This window comes from Kitasatospora sp. NPDC059673 (assembly GCF_042734215.1).
Lineage (GTDB): Bacteria > Actinomycetota > Actinomycetes > Streptomycetales > Streptomycetaceae > Kitasatospora.
In genome coordinates this window covers 137,485-161,781 of sequence record NZ_JBHWEN010000019.1, presented here as the reverse complement: position 1 = coordinate 161,781, position 24,297 = coordinate 137,485, and the positions used below count along the sequence as shown (strand labels likewise).

Sequence of the window (24,297 nt, the reverse complement as noted above, 5' to 3'; positions counted from 1 at the left end):
CCCCCCTGCCGGGCGGGCCGCCTGCCGATCCATCACCGCACCGAGGGGTTTCACGGAGCTTCCCACAGAGAAGAGTCGCCATATGGACCGCCGAATTTTCGGGCTCGAGAACGAGTACGGCGTCACCTGCACCTTCCGCGGCCAGCGCCGCCTGTCGCCGGACGAAGTCGCCCGCTACCTCTTCCGCCGTGTCGTCTCCTGGGGCCGCAGCAGCAACGTCTTCCTGAAGAACGGCGCCCGCCTCTACCTCGACGTCGGTTCCCACCCCGAGTACGCGACCCCCGAGTGCGACGACGTGGTCGAGCTGGTCACCCACGACAAGTCCGGCGAGCGGATCCTCGAAGGGCTGCTGGTGGACGCCGAGCGGCGGCTGCACGAGGAAGGCATCGCCGGCGACGTCTACCTGTTCAAGAACAACACCGACTCCGCCGGGAACTCCTACGGCTGCCACGAGAACTACCTGGTCGCCCGGCACGGCGAGTTCTCCCGGCTGGCGGACGTGCTGATCCCGTTCCTGGTGACCCGCCAGCTGATCTGCGGCGCCGGCAAGGTCCTGCAGACCCCGCGCGGCGCCGTCTACTGCGTCAGCCAGCGCGCCGAGCACATCTGGGAAGGCGTCAGCTCCGCCACCACCCGCTCCCGCCCGATCATCAACACCCGCGACGAGCCGCACGCCGACGCCGAGCGCTACCGCCGCCTGCACGTCATCGTCGGCGACTCCAACATGTCGGAGACCACCACACTGCTCAAGGTCGGCGCCACCGACCTGGTGCTGCGGCTGATCGAGGCCGGCGTGGTGATGCGGGACCTGACGCTGGAGAACCCGATCCGGGCGATCCGCGAGGTCAGCCACGATCTGACGGGCACCCACCAGGTCCGGCTCGCCAACGGCCGGGAGGCCAGCGCCCTGGAGATCCAGGAGGAGTACTACACCAAAGCGCTGGAGTTCGCCGACCGCAAGGGCCTCAACGAGGGCACCGTGGCCCGCGTCCTGGACCTGTGGGGCCGCACCCTGGACGCGGTGCGCAGCGAGGACCTCGGCAAGGTCGGCACCGAGATCGACTGGATCATGAAGTACCAGCTGATCGAGAAGTACCGCGCCAAGCACCAGATGACCATGTCCAACCCGCGGGTCGCCCAGATCGACCTCGCCTACCATGACATCCACCGCCGCCGCGGCCTGTTCTACCTGCTGCAGAAGAACGGCCAGGCGCAGCGCGTCACCACCGACCTCAAGACCTTCCAGGGCAAGTCGGTGCCCCCGCAGACCACCCGGGCCCGGCTGCGCGGCGACTTCATCCGGCGCGCCCAGGAGCAGCGCCGCGACTTCACCGTCGACTGGGTGCACCTGAAGCTGAACGACCAGGCGCAGCGCACCGTGCTGTGCAAGGACCCGTTCCGGTCGGTGGACGAGCGGGTGGAGAAGCTGATCGCCGGAATGTGACGTTGACGGTCCGTCGGGGGCGCGCCCGAGTGCCTCCGACGGACCGGACGAATCGGGCCATACGCTGGCTTCATGCGTCGAATCGCCTGCCTGCTCTCCGTTCCCCTCGCCGCCGTGCTGCTGACCGCGTGCGGCAGTGACTCCGGCAAGACCTCGGGGGCGACGCCCTCCGCGGCCGCCTCCCCGGTGGAGGTGCCGAGCCCGGTGGCGTCCGCCTCGCCGATGCCCACGATCAGCGGGGAGTTCGGTTCGAAGGCGACGATCACGCTGCCCGCCGGCCAGCCGAGCGGGCAGTTCGTGGTGAGCACCGAGACCGAGGGCACCGGGGCGACCGTCAACAAGAACGACTGGGTGACCGTCAACTACACCGCCAAGGACTGGACCAGCGGCAAGGATCTGACCAGCTCCTACGACTCCGGCGGCAAGCCGCAGCTGTACCAGGCGGGCAGCGGGCAGCTGGTGCCGGCGTTCGACGTCAGTGTGGAGGGCAAGAAGGTCGGCAGCCGGCTGGTGGTGGTGGCCCCGCCGGCCGCCGGGTTCGGCACCCAGGGATCGACGGCGCTCGGCGTCGGCAAGGACGACACCGTGGTGTTCGTGCTGGACATCATGCAGTCGGTGCCGCAGGACGCCACCGTCTCCGGGCAGGTCACCGAGCCGCCCGCGAACGCGCCGCAGGTCAAGGACAACGGCAAGGCCGCGCCCACCATCACCATCCCGGCCGGTGAGCAGCCGCCCGCCGATCTGCAGCAGTACGTGCTGATCAAGGGCACCGGCCCGGAGGTGAAGTCCGGTCAGACCCTGGTGGTCCAGTACACCGGCGTGACCTGGGCCGACGGCAAGCAGTTCGACTCCTCGTGGAGCCACGGCGGGGCGCAGGCGCTGCAGGTCGGCACCGGCAGCCTGATCAAGGGCTGGGACCAGGGCCTGGTCGGCAAGACCGTCGGCAGCCGGGTGATGCTGGTCGTCCCGCCGTCGCTGGGCTACGGCGACAAGGCCAGCGGCGCGATCCCGGCGAACTCCACCCTGGTGTTCGTGATCGACATCCTGGAAGCTGTCTGATCACCACCTGACAGCGGGGCCAGGACCGGACTGACCGGCTCTCATTCCGACCTGACATACTGCTGCCCCGCACCAGTGGTACATGCGTCGTCGGGCGAGATGAATTGGGGAGTCATGTCTGAGAAGCCGTCGAGCCCGGGCGAGGCCGACAACACCGGGCAGCGCCGGCCGGGAGACCGCGAATCGATCGTGGTTCCCGCCGAGATGCTGACCCAGGCCGGCTGGGCCCCGCCGTCGCCCTCGGCGCCGGGCGCGGAGGGCAAGGCCGCCGAGGCGCCGCAGGTGTTCGCCTCCACCCAGCGCAAGGCCGACCGGTCCGAGGCCGGCTACGACGAGGACCCGGGCAGCTCCGGCCGCCTCGGCGCGATCCTCGGCACGGTGCTCGCGGTGCTGCTGATCGGCTCCGCGATCACCATGTACCAGGTCAACAAGAGCGACGACAAGCCGGCCGGCAAGTCGGACGCGGCGAAGCCCGCCGCCAGCGACACGCCCAGCCAGGAGCCGGTGCCGCCGATCAAGGACAGCGCCAAGGCGCTCCCCACGGTCACCGGTGACTTCGGCACCAAGGCGACCATCACCGTGCCGGAGGACAAGCCGGACGGCACCTTCGTGGTCAAGGAGCTGTCCGCGGGCACCGGCCCCAAGGTCGAAAAGGGCAACTGGGTGTCCGTCGACTACACCGCGATGGACTGGAACACCGGCAAGGAGATCCCCGGCTCGTACGGCGAGAAGGCCGGCAAGCCGCAGCTGTACCAGGCCGAGGCCGGCAAGCTGATCCCCGCCCTGGACAAGGCCGTCGCCGGGCACAAGGCCGGCAGCCGGGTGCTGGTGGTCGCCCCGCCCGCCGCCGCGTTCGGTTCCCAGGGCAACACCCAGCTCGGCATCGGTGCCACCGACAGCCTGGTCTTCGTGCTCGACATCCGGCAGGCCACCGCGCCCGACGCGGTGCTCACCGGCGAGATGACCCCGCCGCCGGCCGACATGCCGCAGGTCAAGGACAACGGCAAGAAGCCGTTCGACATCACGCCCGTCCCCGGCGCCGCCGACCCGACCGAGCTGAAGTCGCACGTCCTGATCAAGGGCAAGGGCCGCAAGGTCGAGAGCGGCGAGAAGGTCGTCGTCCAGTACACCGGCGCGCTGTACAAGGACGGCAAGAAGTTCGACTCCTCGCTCGACCGCGGCCAGGCGTTCACCTTCGCCACCGGCGCCGGCAGCGTCATCGAGGGCTGGGACAAGGGCGTCGTCGGCCAGACCATCGGCAGCCGCATCGAACTGGTCATCCCCGCCTCGCTGGCCTACAAGGACCAGGCCAGCAACGGCATTCCGGCGAACTCCACGCTGGTGTTCGTGATCGACATCCTGGACGCCGGCGTCGGCGGCGAGGACTGACCGGCCGCCGCTTTTGTCTAGGATGAGCAGCGTTCACGCAACCGAACGAGAAGAGCAACAGTGAGCCTGACCAAGCCGGAGATCGACTTCCCGGGCGGCGACGCCCCGACCGAGCTCCAGATCCGCGACATCGTGGTCGGCGACGGCGCCGAGGCCAAGGCCGGCGCGAACGTCGAGGTCCACTACGTCGGTGTCACCTTCGCCTCCGGCGAGGAGTTCGACGCCTCCTGGAACCGCGGCCAGACCTTCCGCTTCCCGCTCGGCAAGGGCCGCGTCATCAAGGGCTGGGACCAGGGCGTCGAGGGCATGCGCGTCGGCGGCCGCCGCGAGCTGGTCATCCCGCCGCACCTGGCGTACGGCAACCAGTCCCCGAGCCCGCTGATCCCGGCCGGCTCCACCCTGATCTTCGTGGTGGACCTGCTGGGCGTCTGACCTCGGACGCACCACCGAACCCCCGGCCGCGCACGCAGCCGGGGGTTCGGCTTTCGCGGAGCGTGTCCGTACCGGTACGGTCGGCGGGTCACCCCCGAACGGAGGAAAGGTCAGCGATGGCGATCGCCAAGGCAGAGCGGCTGATGAACCTCGCCCTGTGCCTGATGAACACCCGGCGTCCGCTCTCCAAGAAAGAGCTGCGCGAATCCGTCGAGGCGTACCGGGAAGCCTGGCAGCAGGGCTCCGAGGACGCCTTCAACCGGATGTTCGAGCGCGACAAGGACGACCTGCGCGAACTCGGACTGATCATCGATGTGGACGAGAACGCGCTCGACGGCGAAGTGGGATACCTCGCCCGCCGTGACCGCAACCGCCTCCCCGAGATCGCCCTGGACGCCGAGGAGGCCGCCGCGCTCGCCCTCGCCGCCCGGGTCTGGCAGCAGGCCAAGATGTCCGGCGCGGCCAGCGGTGCCCTGCAGAAGCTGCGGGCCGCCGGCGTCCCGTTCGCCGAGGAGCGCGAGCACGGCGCGCTGGAGCCGCGGATCCCCGGCCGGGAGGCCGCGTTCGAGCCGCTGCTCACCGCCGCCCGCGACCGGCGTCCCGTCACCTTCGACTACCGCAAGGCCGGCGCCGCCGTCGCCGAGCCGCGCTCGGTCGAGCCGTGGGCGCTGGAGTGCTGGCGCGGCCACTGGTACCTGGCAGGCTGGGACCGCGACCGCGGCTCCGCCCGGGTGTTCCGGCTGTCCCGGATCACCGGCAAGGTCCGCTCCCGGGCCGGGGCGTTCACCGGCGAGGTTCCCGAGCACGTCGATGTGCGTGCCGTGGTCGCCCGGTTCGCCGGGGAGGGCGCGACCGCCGTGGCCGTGGTGCGGATCCGGCGGGGCGCGGCCTACCCGCTGCGCCAGCGCGCCCTGGACACCCGGCCGGTGGACGCCGACTGGGACGAGCTGGACATCCCGTACGGCAACGGCCTGGGCGCCGACCTGGCCGAGTACGGCCCCGACGTCATCGTGATCGGCCCCGAGGACCTGCGGGCCGACGTCATCGACCGGCTGCGCGCCGTCGCCGGTCTCGCGGAGGTTCAGGCATGAGTAACGCGATCGACCAGACGCGGCGGATGCTGTCGCTGGTCACCTACCTGCGCGAACGCCCCGGGGCCGAGGTCGCCGAGGTGGCGCGGGCGTTCGGGATCACCGAGCGCGAACTGATCGGCGACCTGAACGTGCTGCCGATGTGCGGGACGTCCTTCCGCGGCGGCGACCTGCTCGACATCGACACCGACGGCGAGCGGATCTGGTGGCACAACGTGGACGACGTCGCCCAGCCGCTGCGGCTGGCCGCCGACGAGGCCACCGCGCTGCTGGTCGCCGCCCGGGCGGTGGCCGGCCTGCCCGGACTGCGTGAGCGCGACCGGCAGGCGCTGACCCGGGCCGTGGCCAAGATCGAGGACGCGGCCGGCGAGAGCGCCGAGTCCGCCGCCCGGATCGGCGTCACCTTCGAGGCCGAGGGCACCGTCTTCGCCGACATCGACCGGGCGCTCAGCGAGGGCCGGCTGATCTGGCTGCGCTACTGGTCGCACGGCCGCGGCGAGCTCACCGAGCGCGAGGTCGACCCGATCCGCCTGGTCACCGAGGGCCACACCTACCTGGAAGGCTGGTGCCGCACCTCCGAGGACCGCCGCACCTTCAGGCTCGACCGGATCGCCGAGATCAAGGTCCTCGAGGAGCCCGCCAACCCGCCCCGGATGCAGCCCCGCGACCTGTCCGCCGGCCTGGTCGCGCCCGGCGCCGACGACCCCGAGGTGGTGGTCGAGGTCGGTCCCGGCGGCCGCTGGGTCGCCGAGTACTACACCCACGACAGCGCCGAGGAACTCCCCGACGGCGGCCTGCGGATCACCCTGCGCTCCGCCGAACCGTCCGGCCTGCGCACCCTCGCCCTGCGGCTCGGCCGGGACGGCCGGATCACCAAGCCGCCGCAGCTCGCCGAACAGGCCCGCACCGCCGCGCTGGCCGCGCTGGAGCACTACCGGGACGGACAGGTCTGAACCACGTGACCGAGGGCACCAGATTCAAGGTGTACTGCTCGCAGTGCCGGGAGAAGGTCGAACTCCCGGCACCCGAGTTCCGGCTGGCGCTCGGGGCGAGCAAGGAACGCACCTTCTACAGCTTCACCTGCCCGGCCTGCGGAGCGTCCGTCCGCAAGATCGCCGGGGAGCGGATCGTCGCCGCGCTCACCGCAGCCGGCGTGCACACCATGCGGCTGCTGCCGGTGGACGGATAGGAAAGGCCGCACGCACATGAACTGGACCCTGGTCGGAGCCGTCCTGCTGTCCACCGCCGGACTGCTGGTGCTCGGCGTGCTCGCCGTGCGGCTCTGGCTGGACGCGCGGGCGCTGACGCGGGAGGTGGACGGGGCGGTGGCCGCCCTGCAGCGGGCCGCGGACCGGGACTGACGGTTCGGGTGGGCCCGGTCACTGATCGTTGGGGACCGGGTTCCCGCCGCGACACCCCGAGCGGCTACCATCGCGCAGGGGGAGCCCTGCCTCCCTGACCTCCCGGACCTCCGGACCTCCCGGACCTCCCGGACCTCCCGGACAAGGAAGGCGGTGCTCCGATGCGGATTCTGTCACCCGCCTCGCTGCTGATCGTTGCGGTGTTCGCCGTGCTGCTGTTCGGCGGCAAGCGGCTGCCCGACGTGGCGCGGGGGCTCGGGCGGTCGCTGCGGATCCTCAAGAGCGAGGGCAAGGCACTGCGCGGCGAGTTCGCGGCCGGGGCGCAGGGCCCGACGGCCGGCTCCCCGGCTGCCGCCGCCGAGCCGGAGCGGGTGGTCAAGGCCGCTCCGGGCGCCCCCGGCGCCTCCCGTACCGACCGGGTCGCCTGAGCCGGCCCGCACTTTCCGACCACCACCGACGAGCGCACGATTCGAGGACCGGGTTGAGCAAGACGACCAAAGCGCCCAAGGACCCTGAGGGGCGGATGGCGCTCGCCGACCATCTGCGCGAGCTGCGCAACCGGCTGGTCAAGTCACTGCTGGCGATCATCGTGTTCACGATCGTCGCGGCGTTCTTCCACAGGGACCTGATCGACTTCCTGATCAAGCCGCTGCCGGCGTGCAACCCGGACGGGTCGTTGCCGGGCGGTCTGAAGCACTGCGTGGAGGTCTCCACCATCGGCCTGGCCACGCCGTTCACCATCGCGCTGAAGGTCAGCCTCACGGCCGGTGTGGTGGCCGCCACCCCGGTGTGGCTGTACCAGCTGTGGAGGTTCGTGGCGCCGGGCCTGCACCGGCACGAGAAGCGCTACTCGATGTCGTTCCTGGCGCTCGGCACCCCGCTGTTCCTGGCCGGCGCGGTGCTCGCGTACGTGGTCATGCCGACCACCGCGATGATGCTGATCAGCTTCGTCGCGGACGGCGTCAAGCCGATCGTGCCGGTGGAGACCTACCTCGACCTGATCACCCGCATGGTGCTGGTCTTCGGTCTGGGCTTCGAACTGCCGCTGTTCCTGGTGATGCTGAACGTGGTCGGGGTGCTCTCCGGCAAGCGGCTGATGGGCTGGTGGCGGGGCTTCGTGATGGGCATCACGGTGTTCGCGGCCTTCGCCACCCCGTCCGCCGAACCGCTGTCGATGCTGGCGCTGGCCGCGCCGATCTGGCTGCTGTACTTCATGGCGGCCGGGTTCGCGCTGCTCAACGACAAGCGCAGGCTGGCCCGCAACCCCGACGCGCTGCTGGACGACGAGGAGGCCTCCGTGGTCGACCTGACCGTGGAGGGCGTCGCGGACGCGGAGGCGGTGGGTGCCGCCGAGCCGGTGCAGGCCTCGGCGCCGGTGCCGGCCGCGCGCCACGACCAGATCGACGACATCACCTGACGCGCGAGCGCTGAGCGCGGGCGGCCCCGGACCTGACGGTTCGGGGCCGTTCGGCGTTCTGGGGAGCGGGGGTCCGCATGGGATTCGCTGCGCGCCTCAGCGGGTGGGCGAGCGGGTTCGGGCTGGTGGGGGGCTTGTCGGTGATTCTGAACATGTGACATATTACTGACGTGCTGAAGCGAAACCCCTACGACGTTGTGGTGGTCGGCGCCGGTGTGGTCGGTGCCGCGTGTGCCTACTACGCGGCCCGGGCCGGGCTGCGGGTCGCCGTGGTCGACCGCGGGCCGGTGGCCGGCGGTACCACGGGCGCCGGTGAGGGCAACCTGCTGGTCTCCGACAAGGAGCCCGGGCCCGAACTCGACCTCGCGCTGCTCTCCTCAGGTCTGTGGCGAGAGCTCGCGGAGGAGTTCGGCGACCGGGTCGAGTACGAGCCCAAGGGCGGCCTGGTGGTCGCCTCCGCGCCCGCCGGGCTGGATGCCCTGCACCGCTTCGCCGAGGAGCAGCGGGCGGTCCGGGTGGAGGCCGTCCCCGTCGATGCGCAGGCGCTGCGCGAGCTGGAGCCGCACCTCGCCGAGGGTCTGCCCGGCGGTGTGCTGTACCCGCAGGACGCGCAGGTGCAGCCCGCGCTGGCGGCGGCCCACCTGTTGCGGGCCTCCGGTGCCGACCGTTACCTCGGCGAGGCCGTCACCGCGCTGCGGCGTGGCCCGGGTGGGGCGATCGCCGGTGTGGTCACCGAGCGGCGGGAGCTGGCCGCGCCCGCGGTGGTCAACGCGGCCGGTACCTGGGGTGGTGCGGTGGCGGAGCTGGCCGGGGTGCGGTTGCCGGTGCTGCCGCGGCGCGGCTTCGTGCTGGTGACCGAGCCGCTGCCGCGAGTGGTGCGCCGCAAGGTGTATGCCGCCGACTACGTGGCGGACGTCGCCTCCGGGTCGGCGGACCTGCAGTCCTCGGCGGTGGTCGAGGGCACTCCGGCGGGGCCGGTGCTGATCGGTGCCAGCCGGGAGCGGGTCGGGTTCGACCGCACGCTCAGCCCCGAGGTGCTGCGGCGGCTGGCCGCGCAGGCGATGGCGCTGTTCCCGGTGCTGCGGACGGTTGCCGTGCAGCGGGCGTACCGGGGATTTCGGCCGTACCTGCCCGACCACCTGCCGGCGATCGGCGAGGACGCGAGGGTGCCCGGGCTGTACCACGCGTGCGGTCACGAGGGCGCGGGGATCGGGCTGGCGCCGGCGACCGGGCTGCTGATCAGTCGCCAACTGGTGGGTGCCGCGCCCGAGTTCGAGATGGCGCCGTTCCGTCCCGAGCGGTTCGAGGATGCGGGCGCGGATACGGGGGAGCAGTAGTGCCGGCGGTGGGGTTGCGGGTGTTCGGTGTTGGCTGGGAGGTGTGAACGTGGATCCGGTTGATCTGGTGGGTGCTGAGCCCGGGGCGGCGCGGGTGGTGCTGTTCGACGGGCGGGCGGTGACGGCGTTGCCCGGGCAGACCCTGGCGGCGGCCCTGTGGGCGGACGGTGTGATGGCGTGGCGGCGGACGCGGGTGGGCGGACGGCCGCGCGGGGCGTTCTGCGGGATCGGGCAGTGCTTCGACTGTCTGGCGACCGTCAACGGGCGTCCGAATCAGCGGCTGTGTCTGGTGACCGCCGAGGACGGCGACGTGGTGAGCACGCAGGAAGGGCACGGTCGTGGTGAACTCGCGGTCTGAGTACGACCTCGCGGTGATCGGTGCCGGCCCGGCCGGGCTGGCGGCCGCTGATGCGGCTGCCGGGTTCGGGCTGCGGGTGGCGCTGGTGGACGCGGGGGCGCGGCTCGGCGGGCAGTACTACCGGCATCCCGCGCCCGAGCTCGGGGCGGCGCGGCCGGAGAAGCTGCATCACGGGTGGGAGACGTTCGCGGGGCTGCGTGAGCGGCTGGCGGCGGCCCCGTCGGTCGAGCACCTGGCCGGACATCACGTGTGGGCCGTCGAGCGGGGCGGGGACGGGTGGACCCTGCACACGACCCGGGGGCCGGAGGGCGGCGACCGGGACACCGTCCGGGCGCGTTCCCTGCTGCTGGCCACGGGCGCGTACGAGCGTCAACTGCCGTTCCCCGGTTGGACCTTGCCCGGTGTGGTGACCGCCGGTGGGGCGCAGGCGATGCTGAAGTCGGGGCTGGTGCTGCCGGGGCGGCGGGTCGTGGTGGCGGGCAGTGGGCCGCTGCTGCTGGCGGCCGCGTCCTCGCTGGCGGCGGCCGGGGCGCGGATTCCCGCGATCGTGGAGGCGACGGCCTACCTCGGCTATGCGCGGGGGCTGCCCGTGCTGGCGGGCAACCCGGCCAAGCTCGTGGAGGGCGCCGACCACGCGGCCCGGCTGCTGCGGCACGGGGTGCGGCTGCGCCGTCGGGCCGCCGTGGTCGAGGCGCACGGCACCGACCGGGTCACCGGCGTCACCGTGGCCCGGCTGGACGCCCGCTGGCGGCCGGTGCCCGGCACCGAGCGGCGGATCGCGTGCGATGCGCTGGCGGTCGGGCACGGCCTGGTGCCGCAGATCGAGCTGGCCGTCGAACTCGGCGCGGACACCGTCACCACCGCCGACCACACCGCCGCGCTGCGGGTGGACGCCCAGCAGCGCACCAGCGTGCCCGGGCTGTGGGCGGCGGGGGAGACCTGCGGCGTCGGCGGCGCGGACCTGGCGCTCGCCGAGGGGGTGCTCGCCGCCCACTCGGTGGCCGGAAAGCCCGCTCCCGCACGGGAGTTGAGGACTCGTCGGCGGCGGCGGGAGTTTGCCGCGCTGATGGCCGCCGCGCACGCGCCCGGGCCGGACTGGACCGGCTGGGTGACCGACGACACCGACGTCTGCCGGTGCGAGGAAGTACCGGCGCGGGCCGTCCGGGAGGCCGTCACCGAACTCGGCGCCGCCGATGCGCGGACCGTCAAACTGCTCACCCGGGCCGGCATGGGCTGGTGCCAGGGCCGGATGTGCGGGACCGCCGTGGCCTGCCTGTCCGGCGGGCCGCTCGGGCGGCCCGACAGCCGGCCGCTGTCCTGTCCCGTTCCGCTGGCCCAGCTGGCGCAGCAGGACGGGACGTCGGAACTGTCGGAGTAGAGCTCCGGCGGGGGTCTTGCGCCCTCGTCGAGGATTTGTAAAATGTCACACATCATATCGAGGGAGATCCCCGTGACTCGCACCGCCCACGACCCCGCCCGCCCCTGGCGCGGCATCATGGTCGCCACCACCCTGCCGTTCCACGAGGACGGCAGCGTGGACTACGACGCCTACGCCGACCACGTCCGCTGGCTGATCGACAACGGCTGCGACGGCGTCGTCCCCAACGGCTCGCTCGGCGAGTACCAGACCCTCACCCCCGAAGAGCGCGCCAAGGTCGTCACCACCGCCGTCGAAGCCGCCGGGGACGGCTCCCGCGTGATGCCCGGCGTCGCCGCCTACGGCAGCGCCGAGTCCCGCCGCTGGGCCGAGCAGGCCGCCGAGGCCGGCGCCGGCTCCGTGCTGCTGCTCCCGCCGAACGCCTACCGCGCCGACCACGACGCCGTGCGCGCCCACTACGCCGAGGTCGCCGCCGCCGGCGTGCCGATCGTCGCCTACAACAACCCGATCGACACCAAGGTCGACCTCGTCCCCGCGCTGCTCGCCGACCTGCACTCGGCCGGGCACATCGTCGCCGTCAAGGAGTTCTCCGGCGACGTCCGCCGCGCCTACGAGATCGCCGAACTCGCCCCCGGCCTCGACCTGCTGATCGGCGCCGACGACGTCCTGCTGGAACTCGCCATCGCCGGCGCGGTCGGCTGGATCGCCGGCTACCCCAACGCGCTGCCCGCCACCAGCGCCGAGCTGTACCACGCCGCCGTCGCCGGCGACCTGGCCACCGCGCTGCCGCTCTACAAGTCGCTGCACTCGCTGCTGCGCTGGGACTCCAAGACCGAGTTCGTCCAGGCGATCAAGCTCTCGATGGACATCGCCGGCCGCACCGGCGGACCCACCCGCGCCCCGCGCCTGCCGCTGCGCCCCGAGATCGAGGCCGCCGTGCGCGCCGCGACCGAGAAGGTGCTCGCCGAGGGCCACAAGTAGGCCAGGTCCAGCAGGAGATGAAGCACCGGTCCGGATCGGCGACTGCCCGGTCCGGACCGGACCACCACCCGTCAGGAGGGAACCCCGCGATGCGGACCCGTCACGTCTTCCACGCCGTCGACTCGCACACCGAGGGCATGCCCACCCGGGTGATCACCGGCGGCTTCGGCACCATCCCCGGCGCCACCATGGCCGAGCGGCGCGCCCACTTCCAGCAGCACCTGGACCACTTCCGCACCCTGCTGATGTACGAGCCGCGCGGCCACGCCGCGATGAGCGGCGCGGTCCTGCAGCCGCCCACCCGGCCGGACGCCGACTTCGGGGTGCTGTACATCGAGGTGTCCGGCCTGCTGCCGATGTGCGGACACGGAACCATCGGTGTCGCCACCGTGCTGGTCGAGACCGGCATGGTTCCGGTGGTCGAGCCTGTCACCACGGTCCGGCTCGACACCCCCGCCGGTCTGGTGGTCGCCGAGGTCCGGGTCGAGGGCGGCGCGGCCGTGGGCGTCACCATCCGGAACGTGGCCTCGTACTCGGTGGCGCTCGACCGCAAGCTCGACGTGCCCGGGTACGGCACGGTGACGTACGACCTGGCGTACGGCGGCAACTACTACGCGATCCTGCCGCTGGAGCAGTTCGGGCTCCCGTTCGAACGGGAGCGCAAGGACGAGATCCTGGCCGCCGGGCTCGCCATGATGGACGCCATCAACGCCTCCCCCGAGCACCGCCCCGTGCACCCCGAGGACCCGAACATCCACAGCTGCCACCACGTCCAGCTGCTCGCCCCCGGCTCCGACGCCGTCCACTCCCGGCACGCGATGGCCATCCACCCCGGCTGGTTCGACCGCTCCCCGTGCGGGACGGGCACCTCCGCGCGGATGGCGCAGCTGCACGCGCGCGGCGAGCTGGCGATCGGGGCGGACTTCCGCAACGACTCTTTTCTGGGTACCACGTTCGTGGGTCGTCTGGTGGAGGAGACCACGGTGGCCGGCCTGCCCGCCGTGGTGCCGACCGTCACCGGCCGCGCCTGGGTGACCGGGACGGCGCAGTACTTCCTCGACCCGACGGATCCGTTCCCGGCCGGGTTCCTGCTGTAGACGTTTTTGGCTTGAGTGAAAGGTATGTGCCTGTGAGCACCATCGACTCGTACAACCCTGCCGACCCCGGTGATCTGGTTGTCTCGGTAACTGCGGCAGGGGCGGAGGGAGTTGAGGCGTCCATCGCGCGGGCGCGGGCCGCCCAGCGGGAGTGGTGGGCGCTCGGTGCGGCCGGGCGCTCGGCAGCGCTCGGGAAGGCCGCGGCGGCGGTGGAGGCGGCCGCCGACGAGCTGGTCGCGCTGACGGTGCGCGAGGTCGGCAAGCCGGTCGCGGAGGCGCGCGGCGAGGTGGCGCGGACGGTCGCGATCTGGCGCTACTACGCGCAGGCGCCGTTCGCCGCGTCCGGCGAGGTGCACGAACCGGCCGCCGGGCAGGGCCTGCTGCTGACGCGGCGCCGGCCGTACGGCGTCGCGGGCCTGGTGACGCCGTGGAACTTCCCGCTGGCGATCCCGACCTGGAAGGCCGCGCCCGCGCTGGCCGTCGGCAACACTGTGGTGCTCAAGCCCGCCCCCGAGGCGACCGCCTGCGCGCTGCGCCTCGCCGAGCTGGCCGGCCTGCCGGACGGCGTGCTGACGGTCGTCCCCGGCGGCGGCGAGGAGGGCGCGGCGCTGGTCGCCGGGACGGACGTGGTGTCGTTCACCGGTTCGACCGCCGTCGGGCGGCAGGTGGTTGCGGCGGCGGCCGGCCGGGGCGTTCCCGTGCAGGCGGAGATGGGCGGGCTGAACGCCGCGCTGGTGCTTCCGGATGCCGACTTCGGGCAGGCGGCCGCGCAGATCGCGTCCGCGATCGCCGGGTACGCGGGGCAGAAGTGCACCGCGACCAGCCGGGTGATCGCTGTCGGTGACGCGTACGAGCCGTTCGCGGAGGCGCTCTCGAAGGCGCTGGCGCAGGTTACCGCCGCTGACCCGGCGATGGCGTCCGCGGTGTGCGGGCCGGTGATCAACCGGCAGGCGCTGGAGCGGCTCACCGACGCGATCGACGGTGCGCGGGCCGATGGTGCGAAGGTGCTGGCCGGCGGGGCCCGGGCGGAGCGGGACGGGTGGTACCTGGAGCCGACACTGCTGGCGGACGTGCCGGCCGAACACCCGCTGGCGAGTGAGGAGTTCTTCGGGCCGGTGGCGGTGCTGCTGGCCGCCGCCGATCTGGACGAGGCGATCGCGCTGGCCAACGGGACCCGGCACAGCCTGTCGACGTCCGTCCACTCGCGGAGCCTGGACGTTGCGCTGGCCGCGGCGGATCGGCTCGACGCGGGCATGATCCGGATCAACGCGCCGTCGAGCGGGGTGGACTTCCACCTTCCGTTCGGCGGGGCGAAGGCGGCGTCGTACGGGTCACGGGAGCAGGGGCGGGCGGCGCTGGACTTCTACACCGCCTCGCGGACGGTGAGTGTGCTGCCGGCCGGGGAGTAGCAAGGCGGCGGCGTTCGGCTGGCGCGCGAGGGGCCTCCGGCGGGTGGGCGATGCGGGCGCCGGGTGGCCCACGGGCGCGCGGCGGACGGGCGTCCGGGCCGGGGCGGCGTGGTGCGGTTGGACGCCGGCGTTGGTTGTGGCGGCCGGCGGGCGGGTGTCCGTGCCGGGCAGTCGGTGCGGCCGGTGGTGGGTGGGCGGGTGGCTCTGTGCGGGAGCCGCGCGCCCCCCGCCGGGCGCCGGGTGGCCGGGGTGCCTGCGGCGGCTGCGCGCCCCGCCCGGTCCGCCGCCGTGAGGGGGCTGGTGTGGCGTCCGCTTGGGCGTTTGTTGTTTTGTCCGTTGTCAGCGTGCTTTTTGTCGTGGAGTACTGATGAACATCACCACCACCGACTATCACACCGCCGGTGAACCGTTCCGGATCGTCACCGGTGGGCTGCCGCCGGTGCCCGGGGACAGCGTCGCCGAGCGGCGGGCGATTGCCATTGGGGCAGGGGGCACGGCGACGTCGCCGAGGCGGGGGGCGTTGGACGATGTGCGCCGGTTGCTGACGCGGGAGCCGCGGGGCCACGCGGGGATGTACGGCGGGTTCGTGGTTCCGGCGGACGACGGGGAGGCGCACTTCGGGGTGCTTTTCTGGCACAAGGACGGGTATTCGACGGCGTGCGGGCACGGGACGATGGCGCTCGGCGCGTGGGCGGTGGACACCGGTCGGGTGGCGGCGCCGGACGACGGGACGGCGCTGGTGCGGATCGATGTGCCGTCGGGCCGGGTGAGTGCGACGGTGCACCGGCGCGGTGGGCGGACCACTGCTGTGACGTTCCGCAATGTGCCGACCCGGGTGCTGGCGCGGAAGGCCGAGTTGAATGTCTTCGGTGGGACGGTGACGGTCGATCTGGCGCATTCCGGTGCGGTGTACGCCTCGCTGCCGGCTGCCGCGTTCGGGCTGTCCGTCGTCCCTGAGCGGCTGGCCGAACTGACCGCTGCCGGGCGGGAGGTCAGGGCCGCGCTGGAGGGGCATCCGGCGCTGGCGGAGGACCGGGACGGCGTCTACGGCGTCATCCTGTACGACGAGCTGCCCGACACGCCGTCGGGACCGCATCAGCGGAACGTCACGGTGTTCGCGGACGGCCAGATCGACCGCTCGCCCTGCGGGTCCGGTACCTCCGCGCGGCTGGCGCTGCTCGCCGACGAAGGGGCGCTGCGGCCGGAGCAGACGCTGCGGCACGACTCGATCATCGGCACGGTGTTCACCGGCCGGGTCCGCGGGCAGGGGCCGGACGGCGTGGTCACCGAGGTGACGGGTGCGGCGCACCGTACCGGTGAGCACCGGTTCGTGCTGGACAGTGACGACACTCTCGGCGCGGGGTTCCTGCTGTGAGGCCGACGCTGGAGTTGACGCTCGATCACCGGGCGGCCGTCGAGGCGCTGGAGCGCACGCTGCTGGACGGGCTGGACGTCGAGGGCTGCCCGCAGCGGTCCGCGGTGCCGGTGCCGGCCGGGGAGTTGCTGCTGATGCCCGCCGCCACCCGTGCGTACGCCGGGGTGAAGGTCGCCGGGGTGGCGCCCGCGAACCCGGCGGCCGGGCTGCCGCGGATCACCGGCAGTTACCTGCTGCTGGACGGGCCGACCCTGCAACCGCTGGCCCTGCTGGACGGTGCGGCCCTCACCTCGTTGCGCACGCCCGCCGTCACGGCGCTCGCGCTGCGCGCGCTGGCCGGGCCGGACGTCGCGCACCTGGTGGTGTTCGGTGCGGGCCCGCAGGCGTTCGGGCATGTGGCGGCGTTGCGTGCGGTGCTGCCGTTGGAGCGGGTGACGGTGGTGGCCCGCCGGCCCGATGCGGCGGCTCAACTGGTGCGGTACGCCGCCGAGTTGGGGCTGGAAGCGGCGGCCGGCGGTCCGGAGGCGGTGGCGAAGGCGGACGTGGTGGTGTGCTGCACCACGGCGCGGACCCCACTGTTCGACGGGCGGCTGGTGCCGGACGGGGCGGCGGTCGCGGCGGTCGGTTCGCACGAGCCGGACGCGCGCGAGGTGGATGCCCAACTGGTGGGCCGCGCCGATCTGTTCGTGGAGGCGCGGGCGGTGGCCCGGCGGGAGGCGGGGGACCTGCTGATGGCCCAGGCGGCAGAGGAAAGGCTGGTCAATCTGTCGGAACTGCTGGCCGGGGCGGCAGTTGTCCGCCATGATCGGCCGAGGTTCTTCAAGAGCGTCGGCATGGCCTGGCAGGATCTGGCGGTGGCGGCGGCCCAGTACGAGCTCACGGGGTCAGGTGAAAGCGGATCAAAGCGTTCACTGTGAGCAACGTGACATTGTACAATGGGGCTCTGCTGACCCCGGAGGAACCGCCATGTCCGACCTGAAGCCCCGCAACCTCATCTCCGTCCAGGAGCGGCTGCGCGACCAGGTCGCCCACGCCCTGCGTGCCGCCCTGATCTCCGGTGAACTGCGCCCCGGCGTGGTCTACTCCGCGCCCGCGCTGGCCACCGACTTCGGGGTCTCCGCCACCCCCGTCCGGGAGGCGATGCTCGACCTGGCCCGCGAGGGCCTGGTCGAGGCCGTCCGCAACAAGGGCTTCCGGGTCACCGAACTCAGCGAGCGCGACCTCGACGAGTTCACCGAGATCCGCGCACTGATCGAAGTCCCGACGGTGGGCCAGGTCGCCCGCACCGCCACCGCCGAGCAGTTGGAGGCGCTGCGCCCGCAGGCCGCGGCGATCGTCGCGGCCGCCCGCAAGCACGACCTGATCGGCTACCTGGAGGCCGACCGCAAGTTCCACCTCGACCTGCTGGCCCTCGCGGGCAACGCCCGCCTGGTGGAGACCGTCGGCGACCTGCGCAAGCGCTCGCGCCTGTACGGCCTCAACCGGCTCGACCAGGGCGGCGAACTGGTCACCTCCGCCGAGGAACACCTGGAACTGCTGGACGTGCTGCTCACCGGCGACGCCAAGGCCGCCGAGGAGTGCATGACCCGGCACCTCGGCCACATCCGCCACCTGTGGGCGGCCGGGGACCAGGCCGGCGGCTGAACGGCTGTCGGCGGCTGAACGGCTGTCGGCGGCGGGAGCCCCTGCGGCTGACGGCTGTCAGGTGCGGGGCGTACGGTTGACCGGCCGCCAGGTGCGGAGCGTGCGGCTGGCCAGCCGTCGGCCGCAGGGCATGCGACTGGCCGGCCTTCAGGTGCGGGGCGTGCGGCTGCGCGAGGAGTGGCCGAGCTCCGCGCCCAGCCCGAAGTAGTGCCGGAAGTTGTACACCAGCGGGCTCCACGCGGCCGGCTCCACGTAGTCGGTGCCCGGCACGGTGATCGACTCGGCCGCGTGCACCCGCAGCACCCGCACCTCCGCCACCAGGAACTCCCCCGTGGTGTCCGCTCGCAGGTCCGCCACCTCGGCCTCCAACTGGAGCGGGCACTCGGCGACCCGGGGCGGCGCCACCAGCTCGGCCGGCTGCGCGGTCAGCCCCGCGTGGGCGAACTTGTCGCGGACGAAGTGCGCCGCGTCCGCCCGCCCGGTGGTGTCACCGAGCGACTCCACCTGCCGCCACAGCCCCGGGCCGGGGACGTTGACCACCAGTTCGGGGCGGGCGGCGAGGTTGCGGGAGGTCTGCCCGTCGGGCCCGAGGCCCAGGACCACGGTGCGGTCCAGCGCCCAGGCGGAGGAGATCGGCGCCAGGTTGACCGCGCCGTCGGCGTCGACCGTGCTCAGCAGCACCACCGGCGTGCCGAAGTACAGGATGTGCGGTTCCACCACGCGGTGCGCCAGCGGCAGGTGGTTCGGTTCGTTCACGCGGTGCGCCCGTGGCGGGTGGTTCGGTTCGTTCACGCGGTGTGCCAGTGGCGGGTGGTTCGGTTCGTTGTGCATGCCGCCGACCGTAGGCCCGGCACCCTTCGGCCACCGCCGAAGCGTCCGCGCGGCACCATGGACGGGTGGACTCCCTGCTCAGCGCCCGCCGGCTCGCCGACACCGCGGCCCTGCTCGCCGACCCGACCAGGGCCGCGATCTGCCTCGCCCTGCTGGACGGGCGGGCCTGGACGGCCGGCGAACTCGCCCGGCACGCGAAGGTCGCCGCCCCCACCGCCACCGGCCACCTCAACCGGCTGGTCGCCGCCGGGCTGCTCGCCGAGGAACGCCAGGGCCGCCACCGCTACCTGCGGCTCGCCGGGCCCACCGCCGCCGAACTCGTCGAAGTACTCGCCCAGTTCACCGGCGGACCGCCGCCCGCCGCGACCTCGCTGCGCGCCGCCCGCCGGGACGCCGAACTCGCCCGCGCTCGCACCTGCTACGACCACCTGGCCGGGGCGCTCGGCGTCACCGTCACCGAGGCGATGACCACCCGTGGCCTGCTGGACGACCGGCACGGCCTCGCCCTCACACCCGCCGGCACCGACTGGCTCGCCGCGGCGGCCATCACCGTCGCCCCCGCCCGCCGCGCCGCCGTCCGCGCCTGCCTCGACTTCACGGAACGCCGCCCGCACCTGGCCGGCGCCGTCGGCGCCGCGCTGTGCGCGCACGCGCTGACGGCGGGCTGGGTGGAGCAGCGGCCGGACAGCCGGGCGGTGCGGGTGACGGCGGCGGGGGAGCGGGCGCTGCGCGACCTGCTCGGCGTGCGGTGGTGAGCCGCGGCCTCAGCGGGTCGTCAGGCGGCCGTCCTGCATCTCCAGGACCCGGTCGGTGCGGCTCAGCAGGTCGCGGTCGTGGGTGACCATGACGGTGGCCGTGTTGTGGGTGCGGGTGACCTCGGCGAGGAGGTCGACGACCTGGGCGCCGCGTTCGTGGTCGAGGGCGGAGGTGGGCTCGTCGACCAGGAGAACGGAGGGGTCGCCGAACAGGGCACGGGCGATGTTCACCCGCTGGCGCTCGCCGCCGGACAGCTGGTGCGGGCGGCGCTGTTGCTTCGGGCCCGCCAGGCCCACCGACTCCAGCAGGTCCTCGGCGCGCTGCCGGGCCGCGGCCGGGCGGCGGCCGCGGACGGATTCGAGGACCAGGAGCTGCTCCACGGCGGTCAGCGAGGCCAGCAGGTTCGACTGCTGGAAGACGATGCCCAGGCGCTCGCGGCGCAGCGACGTGCGTTCCTTGTCGCTGAGCGCGCCCGCGTCCACACCGTCGATCAGCACCTGCCCCGTGTCGGGGCGCTGGAGCGTCGCGGCGACTGCCAGCAGGCTGGACTTGCCGCAGCCCGACGGGCCCACGATGGCCGCGAACTCGCCCGGGGCGACGGACAGCTCGACGTTGTTCAGGGCCGTCAGCCGGCTCTCGCCGTCCGGGTAGGTGAGGGTGACGCCGCTCAGCGCGAGGCCGGTGCGGACGGCAGTGGTGGTCATGGCTAGGTCCTTCGGGAAGAGAGGTACGACGGTCATCGGTTGGCGCCCAGCGCGGCGAGCGGGTCCACGGCGGTGATCCGGCGCACTGCGAGAGCCGCGCCCAGCAGGCCGAGCACCACCATCGCGCCGACCGGCACCGCCACCGTGAGCACGCCCACGTCGAACGGCACCGCCGCCGAGGCGATCGCCCCGCCGATCGCGCCGATCGCCCCGCCGAGCAGCGAACCCGCCACCAGTACGGCCGCGGCCTGGGCGAGGGCGTCGCGCACCAGGTAGCCGCTGGAGGCGCCGACGGCCTTGAGCACCGCGATGTCGGGGCGGCGCTGCACCGTCCACACCGTGAAGAACGCGCCGATCACCAGGGCGCTGACCGCGAACAGGAAGCCCTGGATCATCAGCAGGCTGCCCCGCTCCGCCGAGTACCCGTTGATGCCCGCGAGTGCGTCGCTCCGGGAGACCGCCTTCAGGTCGGTGGGCAGGTCCTTCGGGGTGCCGTGCACCGCGATCGCGGTCGGCTGCTTCTGGCCGGAGACCTGCTGCCACGTCGTCGGGGTGGTCCACACGCTCGGCGCGTGCGACAGCGAACGCTCCGCGGTGACCGCGCTGACCGTCAGCCTCTCCGCGCCCAGGGTGACCTGGCTGCCGGGGGACAGGTGGTACTGCTTCGCGACGTCGGAGCCGACGGCGACCTCGCCGTCCTTGGGCGCCGCACCGGACGACACCGGCGGCAGCAGCGCCGCATCGGTGCCCAGCACGCTCACCGAGGCTGCGCCGTCGGGGGCCGTCAGCCGCGTCATCGCCACGCCCAGCGAGTGCGCGTCCCGGGTGCCCGGGGCCGCGGCGACCTTCGCCTGCTGGTCGGCCGTCACCGTGCTGGAGGCGAATGACACCTCCGGCTCCGCGCCGGCCGGCGCGCCGAACACCACGCCGTCCACGGGCAGTTCGGCGATCGTCGAGGACGCCGCCGACGAGAGGCCGCCGGTAAGGCCGTAGAGGAACACCACCAGGGTCGTGATCAGAGTGACCACCGCACCCATCAGGGCGAACCGCCCCTTGGCGAAACGGATGTCACGCAATGCGACGAACACGGGAAACCTTCCGAAAGGACACTGGACGAGACCACTCCACCTTCGCGTTTTTCGCCCGCCCTGCCATCGGCGAGATGGGCGGAGTACGCACCGTCCGAGCGGTGCAGCCGAAAATCCATCGAAAGGTTGATGCCGCGCCGTACCGACCGGCCGCCGGCGCCCCGTACCCTCGGACAGCGTGCCCCGTACCGAACCCTCCCCGTCCACGCCGCGCACCGAGCCGCGCACCGAACCGCACCGCTCACCCGTCGGCCCGACGCCCGCGCTGCGGCTGGCCAACCTCGCCGTGCACGGCCTGTTCTTCACGCTGCTCGTCGTGCTGCTGATCCGCGCCGCCGCCAACGGCGAACTCGGCGTGGCCGGCTGGGCCTGCGCCGGGGCACTCGCCGCCGCGTACGCCGCGGGCGGTTTGATGCGGCAGATTCGCGAGTCCCGCGCCCTCGGCGCCGCCTGGCTGCTCGTGGTCGCCCTGCTGTGGATCGAACTCACCCTTCACCACCCCGAGTTCAGCTACCTCGCGTTCCCGCTGTACTTCGTCTGCCTGCACGTCCTGCCCGTGCGGTTGGCGCTGCCCGCCGTCGCCGCCCTGACCGGCGCCGTGATCGCCGCACAGGCCACCACCCCCGGCGGGCTCACCACCGCCAAGGTGCTCGGCCCGCTCGCCGGCGTCGTCGTCGCCCTGCTCACCGCCTACGGCTACGCCGCCCTCTACCGGGAGAGCCGGGCCCGCCAACAGCTCATCGACGACCTGGTCCGCACCCGCGACGAACTCGCCGACAGCCAGCGCGAAGCCGGGCGCCTCGCCGAACGCCAGCGCCTGGCCCGGGAGATCCACGACACCCTCGCCCAGGGCCTGTCCGGCATCGTGCTGATGGCCCGCGAGAGCGCCGCCGCACTGCCGCACACACCCTCGGACGCCGCCACGCTGCTGGGCGACATCGAACGGACCGCCTCCGCGAACCTCGCCGAGGCCCGCCGCTTCGTCCACGCCCTCACCCCGCCCGCGCTCGACGACACCACCCTCGCCGACGCGCTGCGCCGCCTCGCCGACGGAGCCGACGCCGCCTTCCACCTCGACGGCGAGCCCTACCCCCTGCCCGTCGAAGCCGAGGTCGCCCTGCTGCGCCTCACCCAGGAAGCCCTCGCCAACGCCGTCCGGCACTCCGCCGCCCAGCACATCGCCGTCACCCTCGGCTACCTCGACGACACCGTCACCCTCGACGTCTTCGACGACGGCACCGGCTTCGACCCCGCCACCGCACCCGCCCCCGGCTCCTTCGGCCTGCACGGAATGCACGAACGCATCGCCGCGCTCGGTGGCACACTCACCGTCGAGTCCACGCCCGGGGAAGGCACCGCCGTCGCCGCGACCCTGCCGCTGCGCGCGATCGACCCGCCGGGGGGTCCGGTCGAAGAGCCGCCGGCGGGTGAACCGGCCCCGGGCGAAGCACCGCCGGACCGACCCTGGCCGTCGCCGCCGGGCACCGCGCAGCGCGTGCGACCGGCGGGGACGCGGCTGGTGGGGGTGCGGCGATGATCCGGGTGCTGGTGGTGGACGACCACCCCGTGGTGCGGCGCGGCCTGCGCGCGATGGTCGACGAGCTGCCCGACGTCACCGCCGTCGGCGAGGCCGCGGACGGGGCCGCCGCGCTCGACCTGCTCGCCGCACTGCCGGCCGGGCAGCGCCCGCACGTCGTCCTGATGGACCTCCAGATGGGCGCGGGCATGCACGGCGTCGAGGCCACCCGCCGGATCACCGCGCTGCCCGACCCGCCCGCCGTCCTCGTCCTCACCACCTACTCCACCGACGCCGACATCCTCGCCGCCGTCGAAGCCGGCGCCACCGGCTACCTGCTCAAGGACGCCCCGCCCGAGGAGCTCGTCGCCGCCATCCACGCCACCGCGCGCGGCGAGACCGTCCTCGCCCCGCCGGTCGCCGCCCGCCTGCTCGGCCGGGTCCGGGCCGGGCGCCCCACGCTCTCCCCGCGTGAGGCCGAGATCCTCCAGCTGCTCGCCGAGGGCCTCCCCAACCGGCAGATCTCCAAGCGGCTGTTCATCAGTGAGGCCACCGTCAAGACGCATCTGGTCCACGTCTACGAGAAGCTCGGCGTCGACTCGCGCACCTCGGCCGTCGCGGCGGGGCTGGCGGCCGGGCTGATCCGGCCGGTGGATCGCTGAGCCCGGCGCTTTGGCTTTTTGGACTGGGTATGATTTTGTACCCGGTCTGGATATGCTGAGCGGATGGTCGGACTACGGGAATTCAAGAAGGAACGGACCGGACGCCGGATCGCCGAGCAGGCCCTGCGCCTGTTCGGCGAACGCGGCTTCGAGGACGTGACGATGGGCGAGATCGCCCAGGCGGCCGAGGTGGCGCGGGCGACCCTGTTCGCCTACTTCCCCACCAAGGAGTCGCTGGTCCTCGACGGCGTCGCCGGTGACGACCTGGCCACGATCGTCGCCGACCGCCCCGACGGGCAGAGCGCCCTCGCCGCCCTGCGCGCCCACCACCGCGACCTGGCCGCCGGCCCCGTCGCCGCCGCCGACCTGCCCGCGCTGCTCACCCGCGTCCGGGTGATCCAGGCCAGCCCCACGCTGCGCGCCGCCGCCGACAGCCTGCGCTACCGGCAGCGGCAGGCACTCGCCGACGTCCTGGCCGAGGAGTGCGGCGAGACGGCGGGCGCGCTGATGGCCGCCCAGATCGCTGCCTCGCTGGCCGTCCTGCAGGAACGCCACTTCGCCCGGCTGGTGGCCGGCGCGAGGGCGGAGGAGGCCGGCGCGAGGGCGGAGGAGGCCGGTCGGGTCCTTGTCGCGGACCTTGAACTCGCCTTCGACCTGCTGGAGCGTGGCCTCGGCGGGGCGGAGAGTGGCTGTGGTCGGGTGGAGGGGCAGACGGAAGGCGGCTTCGGCGGGGCGAGCGGGCTGGCGGAGAGCGGCTTCGGCGGGGCGAGCGGGCTGGCGGAGAGCGGCCTCGGCGGGGCGGAGGGGCGGCTGGAGAGTGGCCTTGGCGGGGCGAGCGGGCTGGCGGGGGGTGGTCTCGGCGGGGCGGAGAGCGGCCTCGGCGGGGCGGGCGGGCTGGTGGAGGGTGGTCTCGGCGGGGCGGAGGGGCAGACGGAGAGCGGCTGCGGGCGGGCGGAGGGGTACTGACC

The 24,297-nt window shown here is 73.3% G+C and carries 26 protein-coding genes; 23 read left to right on the top strand and 3 right to left on the bottom strand.

Annotation, left to right across the window (positions count from 1 at the left end; translation table 11 throughout):
• Positions 1-82: 82 nt before the first annotated feature.
• The 19 genes from pafA (at position 83) to ACFV18_RS22580 (ending at position 17,772) form a co-directional block, all read left to right on the top strand.
• Positions 83-1,444, top strand: a complete 1,362-nt coding sequence (pafA, locus tag ACFV18_RS22670) for a Pup--protein ligase (RefSeq protein ID WP_380485913.1) — start codon at positions 83-85, stop codon at positions 1,442-1,444.
• A gap of 72 nt (positions 1,445-1,516) precedes the next feature.
• The gene (locus ACFV18_RS22665; RefSeq protein ID WP_380485911.1) at positions 1,517-2,503 is read left to right on the top strand and encodes an FKBP-type peptidyl-prolyl cis-trans isomerase; all 987 of its coding nucleotides are present in this window, start codon (positions 1,517-1,519) and stop codon (positions 2,501-2,503) included.
• Positions 2,504-2,617: 114 nt separating this feature from the next.
• Positions 2,618-3,892, top strand: a complete 1,275-nt coding sequence (locus ACFV18_RS22660) for an FKBP-type peptidyl-prolyl cis-trans isomerase (protein WP_380485909.1) — start codon at positions 2,618-2,620, stop codon at positions 3,890-3,892.
• 60 nt (positions 3,893-3,952) lie between these two features.
• Complete coding sequence (locus ACFV18_RS22655; protein WP_189273557.1) at positions 3,953-4,324, top strand: FKBP-type peptidyl-prolyl cis-trans isomerase; 372 nt, start codon at positions 3,953-3,955, stop codon at positions 4,322-4,324.
• A gap of 116 nt (positions 4,325-4,440) precedes the next feature.
• Positions 4,441-5,415: a helix-turn-helix transcriptional regulator gene (locus ACFV18_RS22650; protein WP_380485907.1), complete on the top strand. Its 975-nt coding sequence runs from the start codon at positions 4,441-4,443 to the stop codon at positions 5,413-5,415.
• Positions 5,412-6,368, top strand: a complete 957-nt coding sequence (locus ACFV18_RS22645) for a helix-turn-helix transcriptional regulator (protein ID WP_380485906.1) — start codon at positions 5,412-5,414, stop codon at positions 6,366-6,368. Before ACFV18_RS22650 ends, ACFV18_RS22645 begins: the two co-directional genes overlap by 4 nt.
• Before the next feature lie 5 nt (positions 6,369-6,373).
• Positions 6,374-6,604 carry a hypothetical protein gene (locus tag ACFV18_RS22640; protein WP_380485904.1) on the top strand — a complete coding sequence of 77 codons (231 nt, stop codon included), beginning with the start codon at positions 6,374-6,376 and terminating at the stop codon, positions 6,602-6,604.
• 16 nt (positions 6,605-6,620) lie between these two features.
• The gene (locus tag ACFV18_RS22635; protein WP_380485902.1) at positions 6,621-6,776 is read left to right on the top strand and encodes a hypothetical protein; all 156 of its coding nucleotides are present in this window, start codon (positions 6,621-6,623) and stop codon (positions 6,774-6,776) included.
• Positions 6,777-6,937: 161 nt separating this feature from the next.
• Positions 6,938-7,204 (top strand): Sec-independent protein translocase subunit TatA, encoded by a 267-nt coding sequence (gene tatA / locus ACFV18_RS22630; RefSeq protein ID WP_380485900.1) that lies wholly within the window; start codon positions 6,938-6,940, stop codon positions 7,202-7,204.
• 95 nt (positions 7,205-7,299) lie between these two features.
• Positions 7,300-8,193 carry a twin-arginine translocase subunit TatC gene (gene tatC, locus ACFV18_RS22625; protein WP_380485923.1) on the top strand — a complete coding sequence of 298 codons (894 nt, stop codon included), beginning with the start codon at positions 7,300-7,302 and terminating at the stop codon, positions 8,191-8,193.
• 170 nt (positions 8,194-8,363) lie between these two features.
• Positions 8,364-9,530: an NAD(P)/FAD-dependent oxidoreductase gene (locus tag ACFV18_RS22620; RefSeq protein WP_380485898.1), complete on the top strand. Its 1,167-nt coding sequence runs from the start codon at positions 8,364-8,366 to the stop codon at positions 9,528-9,530.
• A 49-nt stretch (positions 9,531-9,579) separates the two neighbouring features.
• A complete protein-coding gene (locus tag ACFV18_RS22615; protein ID WP_380485896.1) occupies positions 9,580-9,888 on the top strand; it encodes a (2Fe-2S)-binding protein in 309 nt (102 codons plus the stop codon).
• Positions 9,869-11,266: an FAD-dependent oxidoreductase gene (locus ACFV18_RS22610; protein WP_380485894.1), complete on the top strand. Its 1,398-nt coding sequence runs from the start codon at positions 9,869-9,871 to the stop codon at positions 11,264-11,266. Before ACFV18_RS22615 ends, ACFV18_RS22610 begins: the two co-directional genes overlap by 20 nt.
• Before the next feature lie 117 nt (positions 11,267-11,383).
• Positions 11,384-12,247 (top strand): dihydrodipicolinate synthase family protein, encoded by an 864-nt coding sequence (locus ACFV18_RS22605; protein WP_380485921.1) that lies wholly within the window; start codon positions 11,384-11,386, stop codon positions 12,245-12,247.
• Positions 12,248-12,336: 89 nt separating this feature from the next.
• A complete protein-coding gene (locus ACFV18_RS22600) occupies positions 12,337-13,344 on the top strand; it encodes a proline racemase family protein (protein ID WP_380485892.1) in 1,008 nt (335 codons plus the stop codon).
• A 32-nt stretch (positions 13,345-13,376) separates the two neighbouring features.
• Positions 13,377-14,753, top strand: coding sequence for an aldehyde dehydrogenase family protein (locus ACFV18_RS22595; protein WP_380485890.1), 1,377 nt, complete (start codon positions 13,377-13,379; stop codon positions 14,751-14,753).
• A 367-nt stretch (positions 14,754-15,120) separates the two neighbouring features.
• Positions 15,121-16,128, top strand: a complete 1,008-nt coding sequence (locus ACFV18_RS22590) for a proline racemase family protein (RefSeq protein ID WP_380485888.1) — start codon at positions 15,121-15,123, stop codon at positions 16,126-16,128.
• Entirely contained in the window at positions 16,125-17,045 is a 921-nt protein-coding gene (locus tag ACFV18_RS22585) for an ornithine cyclodeaminase family protein (RefSeq protein ID WP_380485886.1), read from the top strand. Before ACFV18_RS22590 ends, ACFV18_RS22585 begins: the two co-directional genes overlap by 4 nt.
• 49 nt (positions 17,046-17,094) lie before the next feature.
• Positions 17,095-17,772, top strand: a complete 678-nt coding sequence (locus ACFV18_RS22580) for a GntR family transcriptional regulator (RefSeq protein WP_380485884.1) — start codon at positions 17,095-17,097, stop codon at positions 17,770-17,772.
• Positions 17,773-17,919: 147 nt separating this feature from the next.
• On the opposite strand, the gene ACFV18_RS22575 is transcribed toward ACFV18_RS22580, so the two are convergent.
• Positions 17,920-18,528, bottom strand: coding sequence for a flavin reductase family protein (locus ACFV18_RS22575; RefSeq protein ID WP_380485882.1), 609 nt, complete (start codon positions 18,526-18,528; stop codon positions 17,920-17,922).
• A 140-nt stretch (positions 18,529-18,668) separates the two neighbouring features.
• Here ACFV18_RS22575 and ACFV18_RS22570 point away from each other — a divergent pair, with 140 nt between their 5' ends.
• The gene (locus tag ACFV18_RS22570; RefSeq protein ID WP_380485880.1) at positions 18,669-19,358 is read left to right on the top strand and encodes an ArsR/SmtB family transcription factor; all 690 of its coding nucleotides are present in this window, start codon (positions 18,669-18,671) and stop codon (positions 19,356-19,358) included.
• Positions 19,359-19,367: 9 nt separating this feature from the next.
• Here the strand turns inward: ACFV18_RS22570 and ACFV18_RS22565 are convergent, their stop codons facing one another.
• Both ACFV18_RS22565 and ACFV18_RS22560 read right to left on the bottom strand, forming a co-directional pair.
• Positions 19,368-20,063 carry an ABC transporter ATP-binding protein gene (locus tag ACFV18_RS22565; RefSeq protein WP_380485878.1) on the bottom strand — a complete coding sequence of 232 codons (696 nt, stop codon included), beginning with the start codon at positions 20,061-20,063 and terminating at the stop codon, positions 19,368-19,370.
• Between the two features lie 32 nt (positions 20,064-20,095).
• Positions 20,096-21,151 carry an ABC transporter permease gene (locus ACFV18_RS22560; protein WP_380485877.1) on the bottom strand — a complete coding sequence of 352 codons (1,056 nt, stop codon included), beginning with the start codon at positions 21,149-21,151 and terminating at the stop codon, positions 20,096-20,098.
• 178 nt (positions 21,152-21,329) lie between these two features.
• Between ACFV18_RS22560 and ACFV18_RS22555 the strand changes: the two genes are divergently transcribed.
• From ACFV18_RS22555 to ACFV18_RS22545, 3 genes are all read left to right on the top strand, one after another.
• Positions 21,330-22,688, top strand: coding sequence for a sensor histidine kinase (locus ACFV18_RS22555; protein ID WP_380485875.1), 1,359 nt, complete (start codon positions 21,330-21,332; stop codon positions 22,686-22,688).
• Positions 22,685-23,329, top strand: coding sequence for a response regulator (locus tag ACFV18_RS22550; protein WP_380485873.1), 645 nt, complete (start codon positions 22,685-22,687; stop codon positions 23,327-23,329). The genes ACFV18_RS22555 and ACFV18_RS22550 overlap by 4 nt, the downstream gene beginning before the upstream one ends.
• A gap of 63 nt (positions 23,330-23,392) precedes the next feature.
• On the top strand, positions 23,393-24,295 hold the full coding sequence (locus ACFV18_RS22545) for a TetR family transcriptional regulator (protein ID WP_380485871.1): 903 nt from the start codon (positions 23,393-23,395) through the stop codon (positions 24,293-24,295).
• Positions 24,296-24,297: the final 2 nt, after the last annotated feature.

What these genes read in the sequence shown, in the direction of transcription:
- ACFV18_RS22565 (WP_380485878.1), bottom strand. Translation starts at nt 20,063, where the DNA reads ATGACCACCACTGCCGTCCGCACCGGCCTCGCGCTGAGCGGCGTCACC.
- ACFV18_RS22650 (WP_380485907.1), top strand. Translation starts at nt 4,441, where the DNA reads ATGGCGATCGCCAAGGCAGAGCGGCTGATGAACCTCGCCCTGTGCCTG.
- ACFV18_RS22550 (WP_380485873.1), top strand. Translation starts at nt 22,685, where the DNA reads ATGATCCGGGTGCTGGTGGTGGACGACCACCCCGTGGTGCGGCGCGGC.
- ACFV18_RS22600 (WP_380485892.1), top strand. Translation starts at nt 12,337, where the DNA reads ATGCGGACCCGTCACGTCTTCCACGCCGTCGACTCGCACACCGAGGGC.
- pafA (WP_380485913.1), top strand. Translation starts at nt 83, where the DNA reads ATGGACCGCCGAATTTTCGGGCTCGAGAACGAGTACGGCGTCACCTGC.
- ACFV18_RS22580 (WP_380485884.1), top strand. Translation starts at nt 17,095, where the DNA reads ATGTCCGACCTGAAGCCCCGCAACCTCATCTCCGTCCAGGAGCGGCTG.
- ACFV18_RS22635 (WP_380485902.1), top strand. Translation starts at nt 6,621, where the DNA reads ATGAACTGGACCCTGGTCGGAGCCGTCCTGCTGTCCACCGCCGGACTG.
- ACFV18_RS22660 (WP_380485909.1), top strand. Translation starts at nt 2,618, where the DNA reads ATGTCTGAGAAGCCGTCGAGCCCGGGCGAGGCCGACAACACCGGGCAG.
- tatC (WP_380485923.1), top strand. Translation starts at nt 7,300, where the DNA reads ATGGCGCTCGCCGACCATCTGCGCGAGCTGCGCAACCGGCTGGTCAAG.
- ACFV18_RS22645 (WP_380485906.1), top strand. Translation starts at nt 5,412, where the DNA reads ATGAGTAACGCGATCGACCAGACGCGGCGGATGCTGTCGCTGGTCACC.
- ACFV18_RS22545 (WP_380485871.1), top strand. Translation starts at nt 23,393, where the DNA reads ATGGTCGGACTACGGGAATTCAAGAAGGAACGGACCGGACGCCGGATC.
- ACFV18_RS22590 (WP_380485888.1), top strand. Translation starts at nt 15,121, where the DNA reads ATGAACATCACCACCACCGACTATCACACCGCCGGTGAACCGTTCCGG.
- ACFV18_RS22605 (WP_380485921.1), top strand. Translation starts at nt 11,384, where the DNA reads ATGGTCGCCACCACCCTGCCGTTCCACGAGGACGGCAGCGTGGACTAC.
- tatA (WP_380485900.1), top strand. Translation starts at nt 6,938, where the DNA reads ATGCGGATTCTGTCACCCGCCTCGCTGCTGATCGTTGCGGTGTTCGCC.
- ACFV18_RS22665 (WP_380485911.1), top strand. Translation starts at nt 1,517, where the DNA reads ATGCGTCGAATCGCCTGCCTGCTCTCCGTTCCCCTCGCCGCCGTGCTG.